Raw genomic sequence first — 11,490 nt, 5'->3', positions numbered from 1 at the left:
AGCGGTTTGATTCCGTTCTTTGAGAGCCTGATCCAGCTCCCGGGTGGTCATATCTTCTACATCATGCTGCAGGCTAAATTTCTCCCGCTCATCTTCCGGAATCCCCAGCAGGAGAAGAGCCTGGTAGTAGGTCAAATTCGCCGGCGCCGGCGAATTTGACCTGTCGCCGTCATCGCCGGCAGCGAATAGTTTATCTCTTTATTCTTCAAAGAGCTGCATCAGCCTGTTGGCTGTGCGCTGGGAATAGCTCACCGATTCGACCAACCATTTTCCCCATTCTCCATGCGGGAGCAAGGCCTTGGCCTCCTTCAGGCGCTTGCCGACCTCGATGGTATTGGTAAGCATGATTTTACTTATCAGTAATGCTCAACTCCAAGAATTTAAAGCTTTACGAAAAATCAGTGCCAGTGTTCAAAGAATGAATTTAAGTCGTACGATTGGCTTAGAAAGCATTAAACATGGACTCCATGCAATAGGAGGATTCGGGCCTTAATACAAAGTAAGGAGAAACTCGGCTGAACCACGAAAAAAAGAGTAGAGAAGGTATTTTGCCTTCTCTGCTCTTTTTTTCACCCCTTGCATTCATGAGGCATATAGTATGGCACGGGACTGAATGTTTAGGGGGGGCATATGATGGATAACCAACAAGTTAGTTGGAATAGTGTGGGCTTACGTCTGGTTCAAGGATTAACGACAACGATTGATGCGGTTCGTCAACTAGATGTTCAGGAAGCTTCTTTGGTGATGCGCTTATTAGGTAAAAGCTGTACGCGTATGATTAAAGAGGGGGTAGGTCATCAATTCGGAATTGCCTTGATTGAGACGAGTGCACAGTTGGCCATGAAGGAAAAATTAGTTTTAGAAGATGTGCTTAAACTAATTACGGGCATTATTGGTAGGCTCTATTTTACTGCGAATACGGATGAAGAACGTAAACTTGTTGCCCAGCTGGAAGAGGTAGTTAAAAATTACCAAGGAATCTCATAGGTGCATAAGTAATTTTTCTGCATAGATTACCAATAAGTACTATTTCAACAATATAAGGAGGCATAAGCTTATGAGAATCTATTACGTACGGTTACCGGAATTTGTACTTAATGTTTTGAGAAAAGTTTTTCGCTAAAGTGGTCTGAAAGTGACTCTTCCCTCCTAGAATGTATTATAGAGACAAGCAAGGAGGGAAATCATGCGTCAAAGTCGGTATTTATGGTTACTTGGGATATCATTCTTTTGTATGGTCACGATAATCACCCTAAAAACTCCTCAAACGGTGATATCAACCCTAGCAGATCCTCAATTTGGAAGTTCCCCTCGAGCGACTATTCAGCAATTTTGGAAACTGATGGATCTGCGTCAAACTAATCTTGCTCGTGATTTGATACTTGTTGTGCAGGGGTCATCTGACGAAAATGAGTTTAAAGCTTGGGAGTCTAGGTTAAATGGGGATCCGTTGTTATCGTTACAAAAAGTTGAATTTATGAATTCAGAGTTAGATGGCTCGCAAGCGATTATTGTGCGCGTTTCTTGGACGTCGTCAGTTGATAAAGTTCAACAAGCAATGTTCTCTATGAGTTTGAAGCAAACAGAAAAGGGCTGGCGTATTCAAGGAATTAAGCAGATTAACAACCTCTCGTTTGTGAGGGGGGATCATGATGGATGGTCAGTCTCGAGCTAAGCCTGATAAACAGGGAGCTGGTATTCAACCAACAGTAGTTCCTATGCGATTATATGTGGGTGTAATACTCTTATTTATTGGGGTAATTCTGTATCTGTTTAGCAACTAAACTGAATTTTCAAGGACCATGCTTAGAACACGGATATTCCTAACTGGGATACTGTGTTCTTTTACTTTATACGTTTATTTTATAATTTGAATCCCTTATAGTCACCCGTATGTCTTGAATAGTTTCATTGCTAATTGCTAACACTGAGGCTGAATACAATTTTTCTAGTGCAAGGCGTGCGGAAACACACACTGAGATACTGTCTGAAGTCACATAAAAGCGCAAGTTACCGTGTTACACTAGTGAACATAAAGAAGGGGGTCATATCAATGGCAGACGTAAAAAAAGAGAATCTAGAGTTGGAGTGTGCCCATTGTGGAACAACTAGTGAATTAACTCCAGTGCTTACTTATGTCCATCAAGGAGAAGAAAAACATGTATGCACGCGTTGTTTACCAATGCTCATACATGGTTAGGGGATGAATCGATGCGTTTTACACTAGAAATGAAATTAAAAGATATTATGGCAACAAATCCTAAAACCGCTGAAGCGATGCAGGAATTAGGTCTGCACTGTCTCGGGTGTTCCTTTTCCGTCAATGAAACCTTAGCTAATGCTGCCCAAATGCATAACCTTGATCCCAACATTTTGTTAGAAAAGGTAAATTCAGTAGAACAAGGGGAAATGTCTCTTGAAGCAGCTGCCAAGGCTCAACCGCCAGGGTCAATTTTACAAATGGATAAAAAGACCTATTCCATTGCTCCACATATCCCGGCAGGGGTCGTAACCCCAGAAATCTTACGTAAAATTGCAGATGTCTCGGAAAAGTATCATGCCCAAGCGCTCAAAGTGACTTCTGCTCAAAGAATCGCCATTGTTGGCTTGAAACCAGAAGATGTCCCGAAAGTATGGGAAGAGCTCGGCATGGATCCTGGGCATGCAGTTGGGTTATGTGTACGAAGTGTGAAAGTTTGCCCAGGAGACACATTCTGTAAGAGAGGGCTACAAGAAACCTTAGCCTTAGGAATGGAAATCGATAAGCTCTATCATGGCATGGAATTACCTTCTAAATTTAAGATTGGAGTTGCTGGTTGTCCGAATAAATGTACTGATGCTGCTTCAGTTGATTTAGGATTAATGGGTACCAGTAAAGGTTACCATCTGTATGTAGGAGGGAATGGCGGAGTCAAACCAAGGCAAGGAAATATCCTTTTAGAAAATCTACAGAGGGAGCAAATTTTGCCAGTTGTTGATGCGGTCGTTTCCTTCTATAAGGAAAATGCAAAACCTCAGGAGCGGATAGGACGGCTCATTGATCGAATCGGTATAGACGGCTTACATGAATTTGCAGAGAAAGCAAGGCATTAAGACAGTAAAAAGCGGATGTTGATCATCCGCTTTGACTGTCTTAGTAACTATTCAACTATTCAACGTGTATGGCGTCTGTAGGGCAGCCGTCAGCTGCATCTTTGGCAGCTGCTTCATAATCACTGGGAACAGGGTTTGTATAAGCGACTGCTAATCCGTCATCCTCCATTTTAAAGACTTCTGGACAGAATTCAGGGCAAGCTCCACACCCAATACACGCATCTTTGTCTACTGCAGCAATCATTATGTATCCTCCTTTCACGAATCTGTAATATTATTCCCTAGTCAAAAGCTAACTATTCACCTGGTGTAACATAAAATCATATGTTTCGAAGATAGTGCTAATTACCCTTAATGGTATTATAGGACAGATAAGACATATAATTCAATTGGTGTTACATTCTGCTTTAAGTCGATCATGTTCATGTATATTCGTTTTTAAACTCAGCGTATGTTTCAAGACCGAAAAATGATGTAGAATTTGCGTTAAATAAAAATATCCATAAATATCCATAAAGCCATAGCTGGTAAGACTTTGATAATATTATTATCACTTTTCACAATTACCTTATTATTTGCGATTTCGACATCCACCATATCGTATAATAAGTGCACCGGAAGAAGACAGACACTTATAAAGCAAAAAGATGTCCGGAATACAGTTAAGGTGGTATTCGTTGAATGAGTAAGAAGATTAAAATTATTATTGCGGATGATAATCGGAATTTGTGTCAAATGTTACAAAACTTCCTCCAAGGTCAGGAGGATTTAATGGTTGTCGGAGTTGCAAATAACGGTTTAGAGGCTTGGGAACTAATTCAATCTCAGGAGCCTGATTTAATTATTCTCGATTTAGTCATGCCAAATTTAGATGGATTGGGAGTATTAGAGCGAATCAATGCCCGGACGACCATGTCCCGACCAAAAATTATCATGTTAACAGCGTTTGGACAGGAATCGCTGACCCATCAAGCTATGATGCTGGGTGTTGACTATTTTATTCTTAAACCCTTCGATTTGGATATTCTCAGCAAACGTATCCGTTCTTTATCCCAGGACCTACCGACATCTGCTCCAACTCAGTTTTCAACGAATAATCCCATTGTGACAACTGTAGGAAGCGGGCTTAATTTATGTGTCGAGGTAACCACGATGATGCATCAAATTGGAATTCCTGCCCATGTCAAAGGGTATCAATATATACGAGATGCGATTTTGATGGTAGTGGAAGATGTCTCGTTATTAGGTGCGGTCACCAAGGAACTTTATCCAAGTATTGCGAAAAAGTTTGATACTGCTCCCAGCAGGGTTGAACGTGGGATTCGTCACGCCATTGAGTTAGCCTGGGAACGTGGACATACGGATACACTGAAGAGAATTTTCGGATATTCTATGAACATAGAACGCCAAAAACCCACCAACTCTGAATTTATAGCACTGCTCGCTGATAAATTAAGAGTTATGAGTAAAGTAAGCTAGGCAAGACTATTGGGTGGTAATTATCAAGTTTATTGGATACTTATCTGTCTATTGGATAAATTATAATGAGTTTTTGATACGCAAAAGCACCAAAACTTGGTGCTTTTTAGCTAAAAATTGATCTCATCAAACATATTGTAATAAGTTGACTAATTCGCAGAAAACAAGACGAACATAGAATATATAGCTGGAGATATTAATGATAAAAACTAGCGATTAATAAAATATTGCAGGAATTTTGTTCGCGTATACAGAACACTATCATGTATGGATAACATGGGTGAATTGTGTCTTTTGCTTATCAGTAAGCGATAGAAGCAGAGAGGATAAAGGTAACCCATTGTTTCCATATCCGTATTTACAACTATAAGATTAGATAAAAGGAGAGTGTTTAAAATTAAGAAGAAGAAAGTCTTAACCGTGGCCGTTGCTATGCTGCTAGCCATCAGTGTTTTTCTGACAGGTTGCTCAAGCAATCAACCAGCTGCCCCAGACGCCCCAGCAAAAGTCATGAAAACTAGTTATAACGTTGGCGCAGAACCCAAATCCTTAGATCCAGCCATTTCGACTGGTGTTCCGGAGACCCATATCCAAACAGCATTATTTGAAGGACTTGTTCGCATTGGCGAAGGTGAAAAGGTAACGCCTGGTATCGCTGAAAGTTGGACACAAAGCGCAGATGGAACGGTAATAACTTTCAAATTACGCGATGCCAAATGGAGTAACGGCGATACAATCACCGCCGAAGACTTCAAATTTGCATGGCTACGTGCTCTTTCCCCTGAATTGGCATCTGAGTATTCCTATCAACTTTACTACATCAAGGGTGCTGAAGACTATAATGGCAAAAAGGGTACCGCTGATGCAGTTGGTATAAAAGTCGTAGATCCTAAGACATTGGAAGTAACCTTGGCTGCTCCTACGCCTTACTTCATTGCCTTAACTGCTTTCCATACTCTGTACCCTGTTAATAAAAAGGTTGTTGAAGCAAACAAGGACTGGGCACTAAAGGCTGAGACTTATGTATCTGACGGTCCTTTCAAAATCCAAGAGTGGAAACACAATGATCAAGTCATTGTTGTCAAAAACGAAAACTACTGGGACGCTAAGAGCGTTAAGCTCGCTGAAGTCACCTTCAAGTTGATTGAGGATAACAAAGCAGCTCTTACAGCCTTTGAAAGCGGTCAGTTAGACGGAACTGAATATATTCCGATCGAGGACATCGACCGCCTCAAGGCAGCTAAGATCCTGAAAATTTCTCCATATATTGGTACCTCATACTATCGTTTTAATGTTACAAAGAAGCCTTTTGACGATGTCAAGGTTCGTAAGGCCTTAACTATGGCGATTAATCGTCAAATGTTAATTGACAAAGTGGTCAAAGGTGGACAATTGCCTGCCTACGCGTTTACCCCGCCAGGTATGGTAGATGTTGAAGAAGGCAAAGACTTCCGCACAGTCGGCGGAGACTATATCAAAGAAGATGTTGCTGCAGCAAAAGCACTCTTAGCTGAAGCTGGATACCCTGATGGCAAGAACTGGCCTGCAGATGTTTCGATTCTTTACAACACTAATTCCAACAACAAACTGCTTGCTGAAGCAATCCAAAATATGTGGAAAACCAACCTGGGTATTGATATTCAGCTGCATAACGAAGAATGGGCAGTTTATCTTGAAAATCAAAAGAAAATTAACTACAATATTTCCCGTGCTGCTTGGATTGGTGACTATGCTGATGCTATGACCTTCATGGATATGTTTGTTACTGGTGGCGGCAATAACCAAACTGGTTGGTCCAATGCTGAGTATGACAAACAAATTAAAGAGATTGCCAACAAATCTGGCGATCAAAAGGTTCGCATTCCAGCAATGCATGCTGCTGAAAAAACTTTGATGGAAGATATGCCTATAATGCCTATCTACTACTATACGCTACCTTGGGTTATTAAAGATAATGTTAAAGGCGCATTCCGTTCATCCTTAGGGCCAATAGACTTCAAGTTTGCAACTGTAGAATAGTACTATAATAATTAAATAATGCAACAATGGAGGTGGGCTATAATGCAACCCACCTCCATTTCATATGTATGTAAACGACAAAATTACTTCATAAATAACAATATATTTAATTTAATTCATTTAATTAAATTAATTTTTGTCGTATACAGGTTATAATATTATTAGTAAGATTTTATTTAATGGCAAGTCGAAGGGCATTTAAAAAATCCTTGTCTAAGGAGGATGAACATGGCAAAATACCTACTGCAGCGGATCGCATCCGCGGTACTTGTACTTTGGATAGTTGTTTCGCTTACATTTGTGCTCATGCACTCAATTCCCGGTGGTCCCTTTTCTCGCGAAAAACAGGTTCCCCCGGCAGTTTTGAAGAACCTCGAAGAGCGTTATCACATGAATGACCCGCTCTCCAAACAGTATATTGATTACATGAAAAATGTAGCTCAATTTAATCTTGGTCCGACCTTCCGTTATGAAGGCAGAACCGTTAATGATCTGATAAAGGATGGACTACCTAAAACAGCGACCATAGGGTTTTTGGCGACAATTATTGCTCTCGGTGGAGGCTTGCTACTTGGTAGTATTGCAGCTCTCTGGCATAACAAAACTCCAGACGGTGTGGCAACCTTTATCGCTACGATCGGTGTTTCTGTTCCCAGTTTTGTTATGGCTACTTTTTTACAATATTATTTAGGGTACAAACTTGGCTTGTTTCCTCCAGTTGGCTGGAATAATGGAGCTTTCAAAAATTTAGTCTTGCCCTCGATCGCGTTAGGGGCTTATCCTATTGCCCAAATAACGCGCTTGATGCGGACAAGCATGTTAGATGTCTTAAGTCAAGATTACATTCGTACAGCTAGGTCAAAAGGCTTACCTGGGTGCGTGATTATTGGTAGACATGCTATGCGTAACGCGTTGTTACCGGTTGTTACCTATTTAGGACCTTTCTTTGCCTATATTCTTACTGGAAACTTTGTCGTTGAATATGTTTTCAATATTCCCGGGATCGGGCAATTCTTTGTTACCTCGATTACTAACCGTGACTATTCTACCATTATGGGCATGACGGTCTTGTTCTGTAGTCTTTTAGTGGTATTTAATCTGTTGGTGGATATAGCTTATACATTTATAGATCCCAGGATCAAACTCACGGGTCAGAAAGGGGCGTAGTAATATGAAATTAGCACAAAATTTATTTGAACCCACAATATCACAAATTTCGGCCGAGCATATTAACCGCCCCAGTACTACTCTGTTGCAAGATGCCTGGAGACGTTTTAAGAAAAATAAGTTGGCCATGGCTGGTCTAATAACCCTGGTCGGCCTGATTATCTTCTCATTTATTGGCCCATTTCTCATTAAATTCAACTACATGGACAATGATTTAATGAATCAATACCTTGAACCCTCTTGGATTCATCCCTTTGGTACAGACGCTCTGGGCCGTGATACAATGGCCAGGTTAATGTACGGAGGAAGAGTTTCACTGGCCATCGGCTTTGTATCGGTCTTAATCAACCTAAGTATTGGCGTATTTTACGGAGGAATTTCCGGTTACTTTGGCGGCAGAATCGACAATCTGATGATGCGGATTATTGATATAATTTATAGCGTACCAGAATTGTTGTATGTAATTTTGCTCATGGTCGTCTTGGGAAGCGAGGGTGGCTTAATAAACATCATGATTGTTCTAGGAATTGTTAACTGGATGGGAATGGCAAGGATTGTACGGGGCCAGATTTTGGTCTTGCGGGAACAGGAATATGTTCTGGCTGCACGTACCTTAGGTGCTAGCACCACGCGGCTTTTGCTAAAACATTTGATTCCTAATGCTCTGGGTCCAATTATTATCACGTCTGCTTTAGCTATCCCATTGGCGATTTTTATGGAAGCTTTTTTAAGCTTTATCGGGATTGGCATTCAACCTCCTTTTGCCAGTTGGGGGTCCTTAGCTGCAGAGGGCAGGATGAACATTCCGTCGTACCCCTATTCCTTATTTTTCCCTGCTGCAGCAATAGCGATAACCATGTTAGCTTTTAACTTTGTCGGTGATGGCCTGCGAGACGCTTTTGACCCAAAAATGCGGAAGTAGAGGAGGAGAATGAGATATGGGACATTTGCTTGAAGTTAACGACTTATGTACCTCCTTCTTTACCTATGCAGGTGAGGTTAAGGCGGTTGATGGTGTAAGCTTCCACTTAGACCAAGGAGAGGCAATTGGAATTGTCGGAGAATCTGGTTGCGGCAAGAGTGTTACAGTCCAGTCTATCATGCGTTTAATTCCTAACCCTCCGGGGAAAATCATTGGAGGTAGGGTTAATTTTATAGGGGCGGACCTTTTGAAGAAAAGCGAAAAAGATATGGAGTCCATTCGCGGAAAAGATATCAGTATGATCTTCCAGGATCCCATGACCTCACTTAACCCAGTGCTCACGGTAGGCTTACAGCTAACCGAGGTGCTTAAGCGACATGAAGGGTTAACTGGCAAAGCTGCAGCAGATCGTGGAGTTGAGCTTTTAGACTTAGTGGGAATCCCCAATCCAGAAAGTCGCTTAAAACAATATCCACATCAATTTTCAGGAGGTATGCGTCAAAGAGTCATGATTGCTATCGCTTTGGCCTGTAACCCTAAATTGCTGATTGCAGATGAGCCAACAACCGCTCTCGACGTGACAATACAAGCCCAGATATTAGAGTTAATGCAAGATCTCAAAAGTAGAATCAACACCTCGATCATTATGATTACCCATGATTTAGGGGTTGTTGCTGGGCTTTGTAGCAGAGTAATCGTCATGTATGGCGGTAAAATTATTGAAAGCGGCAATACGGATGATATATACTATCGTCCGAAACATCCCTATACTTTGGGCCTTTTAAAATCAGTTCCTCGCTTAGATGCGGATAAGAGTGCGAAGCTTATTCCTATTCCTGGTACACCCGTTGATCTACTTGATCCTCCTAAAGGATGTGGATTCGCACCACGTTGCACTCACAGTATGCGGATTTGCATTGAGCAAAAACCGGAATTCACCCAACTTGACGAAGGTCACCAGGTGGCTTGCTGGCTGCAACATCCTCAGGCTCCCAAGGTAGCTGAGCTGGAAGGGAGAGTGTAAGCATGGAAGTACGAGAAGACTACATCTTAGAAGTCAATAATTTAGTTAAACACTTCCCCTTAGGCGGCGGTTTGTTATCGAAAAAGCAACAAGTAGTTCAGGCTGTTAATGGAATCAGCTTTAAGGTGAAACGAGGAGAAACTCTGGGCATAGTTGGGGAAAGTGGCTGCGGTAAGTCAACAGCTGGAAGATCAATCATTCGACTTTACGAACCTACTGCCGGTCAAATCATTTTCGAAGGCAAGGATGTTACGAAGGCCCAAGGAAACGACTTAATGGAGCTGCGGCGCAATATGCAAATGATCTTTCAAGACCCCTATGCTTCCTTAAATCCCCGGATGACGGTAGGAGATATTGTTGCTGAGGCCTTAGATATCCATAGATTGGCCACCGGGCAAAAACGAACCGATCGAATTTATGAATTACTTAAAATCGTTGGGCTAAACCCTGAACATGCTAACCGGTTTCCCCATGAGTTCTCCGGTGGGCAACGGCAGAGGATTGGTATTGCAAGAGCGTTAGCTGTTAATCCCAGTTTGATTATTTGCGATGAACCCATCTCTGCTTTGGATGTATCCATCCAAGCTCAGATTGTTAATATGTTAGAGGAATTACAAGCCAAGCTGGGTCTAACTTATTTGTTTATTGCCCATGATTTGTCGATGGTTAAGTATATCTCGCACCGCATTGCGGTCATGTACTTGGGACGGATTGTTGAGCTTACGAGCAGTAACGATCTTTATGCAAATCCTATGCACCCATATACTCAAGGACTGTTAAGCGCTATTCCTATTCCAGATCCTCACGTAGAAGCTAAACGACAGCGGATTGTACCCAAGGGGAATGTGCCGAGTCCCATTGATCCACCTTCAGGTTGTTATTTCCGTACTCGATGTCCCCATGCGATGGAGGTTTGTGCCAAGGAAGCACCTGAACTAAAAGATATGGGGAATGAGCACTTCGTTGCCTGCCACTTAGTTTAGAAGGTGAATTTTCAGCCATAAAGACGTCTGCTACACTTTCCATAAGGGTAAGTGTAGTCGACGTCTTTTATGGCGCAAGATAGTAAATACAGGAGCCTCATAAAAAAGAAATACCTGCAAAATCTTTAGATAAGAAAAAGGAATAAGCTAAATAATATGGAATCTAGCATATGATAAAGTTTCATTAAGTAGGATAGGGCGTATAGGAGAACTTATGGGGAAGATTATTTGTTTAATAGGTAAAAGTAGTTCAGGTAAGGACACCATTTTTAATGAACTAAAAAGGGATAAAGACCTAAACTTAAAACCCATTATTCCATACACAACAAGACCTAAAAGAAGTAACGAGATTAATGGAGTGCAATATGAATTCATCAATCAAGAAAGCCTAGAAACCTATGATCAAGCAGGATTAATCATTGAAAAAAGGGCTTATAATACAGTGAATGGCCTTTGGGTTTACTGTACGATTGATGATGGTCAAATTCAGTTAGAACATGAGAATTATATCATAATCGGTACATTAGAGGGTTATAAACATCTCGCAGGATATTTTGGCACTCCTAATGTGGTCCCAATTTATATTAACTTAGAAGATGAGATTCGTTTAGAAAGGGCAATCCATAGAGAAAAACAACAATTAAAACCTAATTATCAGGAATTGTGTAGAAGGTTTTTAGCGGATAGTGTGGATTTCGGTGATGATAAGTTAACCCATTATGGAATTACCAATAGTTATGATAACAAGGACCTGACTGAGTGCTTAACTAAAATTAAACGTGATCTACAGACTTTGCTGAAAT

13 protein-coding genes and 1 pseudogene are annotated in these 11,490 nt (G+C 41.2%); 12 read left to right on the top strand and 2 right to left on the bottom strand.

Annotation, left to right across the window (positions count from 1 at the left end):
- Nucleotides 1–351: pseudogene (locus tag JL57_RS22420) on the bottom strand (DUF3102 domain-containing protein); the annotation flags it as partial.
- Between JL57_RS22420 and JL57_RS22415 the strand changes: the two are divergent.
- From JL57_RS22415 to JL57_RS22400, 5 genes are all read left to right on the top strand, one after another.
- Complete coding sequence (locus tag JL57_RS22415) at nucleotides 299–493, top strand: hypothetical protein (protein WP_034144157.1); 195 nt, start codon at nucleotides 299–301, stop codon at nucleotides 491–493. The pseudogene JL57_RS22420 and the gene JL57_RS22415 overlap by 53 nt on opposite strands.
- Before the next feature lie 140 nt (nucleotides 494–633).
- Nucleotides 634–987: a hypothetical protein gene (locus JL57_RS22410; RefSeq protein ID WP_034144156.1), complete on the top strand. Its 354-nt coding sequence runs from the start codon at nucleotides 634–636 to the stop codon at nucleotides 985–987.
- Nucleotides 988–1,186: 199 nt separating this feature from the next.
- Nucleotides 1,187–1,675: a hypothetical protein gene (locus tag JL57_RS22405; protein WP_034144155.1), complete on the top strand. Its 489-nt coding sequence runs from the start codon at nucleotides 1,187–1,189 to the stop codon at nucleotides 1,673–1,675.
- Between the two features lie 378 nt (nucleotides 1,676–2,053).
- Nucleotides 2,054–2,200 (top strand): hypothetical protein, encoded by a 147-nt coding sequence (locus JL57_RS35220; protein WP_291300422.1) that lies wholly within the window; start codon nucleotides 2,054–2,056, stop codon nucleotides 2,198–2,200.
- Nucleotides 2,201–2,211: 11 nt separating this feature from the next.
- On the top strand, nucleotides 2,212–3,093 hold the full coding sequence (locus tag JL57_RS22400; protein ID WP_034144154.1) for a DUF1858 domain-containing protein: 882 nt from the start codon (nucleotides 2,212–2,214) through the stop codon (nucleotides 3,091–3,093).
- Between the two features lie 55 nt (nucleotides 3,094–3,148).
- Here JL57_RS22400 and JL57_RS22395 read toward each other — a convergent pair whose 3' ends face one another.
- Nucleotides 3,149–3,337: a ferredoxin gene (locus JL57_RS22395; protein ID WP_034144153.1), complete on the bottom strand. Its 189-nt coding sequence runs from the start codon at nucleotides 3,335–3,337 to the stop codon at nucleotides 3,149–3,151.
- Nucleotides 3,338–3,774: 437 nt separating this feature from the next.
- Here JL57_RS22395 and spo0A point away from each other — a divergent pair, with 437 nt between their 5' ends.
- From spo0A to JL57_RS22360, 7 genes are all read left to right on the top strand, one after another.
- Nucleotides 3,775–4,572 carry a sporulation transcription factor Spo0A gene (gene spo0A, locus JL57_RS22390; RefSeq protein ID WP_034144152.1) on the top strand — a complete coding sequence of 266 codons (798 nt, stop codon included), beginning with the start codon at nucleotides 3,775–3,777 and terminating at the stop codon, nucleotides 4,570–4,572.
- Nucleotides 4,573–4,959: 387 nt separating this feature from the next.
- On the top strand, nucleotides 4,960–6,591 hold the full coding sequence (locus JL57_RS22385; RefSeq protein WP_291300421.1) for an ABC transporter substrate-binding protein: 1,632 nt from the start codon (nucleotides 4,960–4,962) through the stop codon (nucleotides 6,589–6,591).
- Between the two features lie 228 nt (nucleotides 6,592–6,819).
- Nucleotides 6,820–7,758 (top strand): ABC transporter permease, encoded by a 939-nt coding sequence (locus JL57_RS22380; RefSeq protein ID WP_034144151.1) that lies wholly within the window; start codon nucleotides 6,820–6,822, stop codon nucleotides 7,756–7,758.
- Nucleotides 7,759–7,762: 4 nt separating this feature from the next.
- Nucleotides 7,763–8,680: an ABC transporter permease gene (locus JL57_RS22375; RefSeq protein ID WP_034144150.1), complete on the top strand. Its 918-nt coding sequence runs from the start codon at nucleotides 7,763–7,765 to the stop codon at nucleotides 8,678–8,680.
- Nucleotides 8,681–8,696: 16 nt separating this feature from the next.
- Nucleotides 8,697–9,704: an ABC transporter ATP-binding protein gene (locus JL57_RS22370; protein ID WP_034144149.1), complete on the top strand. Its 1,008-nt coding sequence runs from the start codon at nucleotides 8,697–8,699 to the stop codon at nucleotides 9,702–9,704.
- Nucleotides 9,705–9,706: 2 nt separating this feature from the next.
- Nucleotides 9,707–10,687, top strand: coding sequence for an ABC transporter ATP-binding protein (locus JL57_RS22365; protein ID WP_034144148.1), 981 nt, complete (start codon nucleotides 9,707–9,709; stop codon nucleotides 10,685–10,687).
- Between the two features lie 214 nt (nucleotides 10,688–10,901).
- On the top strand, nucleotides 10,902–11,490 hold a 589-nt coding region (locus JL57_RS22360), incomplete at its 3' end, for a hypothetical protein (RefSeq protein WP_034144147.1).

This window comes from Desulfosporosinus sp. BICA1-9 (genome assembly GCF_000802135.1).
This window is presented reverse-complemented; position numbering and strand designations above follow the sequence as displayed.

What these genes read in the sequence shown, in the direction of transcription:
- JL57_RS22410 (WP_034144156.1), top strand. Translation starts at nt 634, where the DNA reads ATGGATAACCAACAAGTTAGTTGGAATAGTGTGGGCTTACGTCTGGTT.
- JL57_RS22405 (WP_034144155.1), top strand. Translation starts at nt 1,187, where the DNA reads ATGCGTCAAAGTCGGTATTTATGGTTACTTGGGATATCATTCTTTTGT.
- JL57_RS35220 (WP_291300422.1), top strand. Translation starts at nt 2,054, where the DNA reads ATGGCAGACGTAAAAAAAGAGAATCTAGAGTTGGAGTGTGCCCATTGT.
- JL57_RS22400 (WP_034144154.1), top strand. Translation starts at nt 2,212, where the DNA reads ATGCGTTTTACACTAGAAATGAAATTAAAAGATATTATGGCAACAAAT.
- JL57_RS22395 (WP_034144153.1), bottom strand. Translation starts at nt 3,337, where the DNA reads ATGATTGCTGCAGTAGACAAAGATGCGTGTATTGGGTGTGGAGCTTGC.
- spo0A (WP_034144152.1), top strand. Translation starts at nt 3,775, where the DNA reads ATGAGTAAGAAGATTAAAATTATTATTGCGGATGATAATCGGAATTTG.
- JL57_RS22380 (WP_034144151.1), top strand. Translation starts at nt 6,820, where the DNA reads ATGGCAAAATACCTACTGCAGCGGATCGCATCCGCGGTACTTGTACTT.
- JL57_RS22375 (WP_034144150.1), top strand. Translation starts at nt 7,763, where the DNA reads ATGAAATTAGCACAAAATTTATTTGAACCCACAATATCACAAATTTCG.
- JL57_RS22370 (WP_034144149.1), top strand. Translation starts at nt 8,697, where the DNA reads ATGGGACATTTGCTTGAAGTTAACGACTTATGTACCTCCTTCTTTACC.
- JL57_RS22365 (WP_034144148.1), top strand. Translation starts at nt 9,707, where the DNA reads ATGGAAGTACGAGAAGACTACATCTTAGAAGTCAATAATTTAGTTAAA.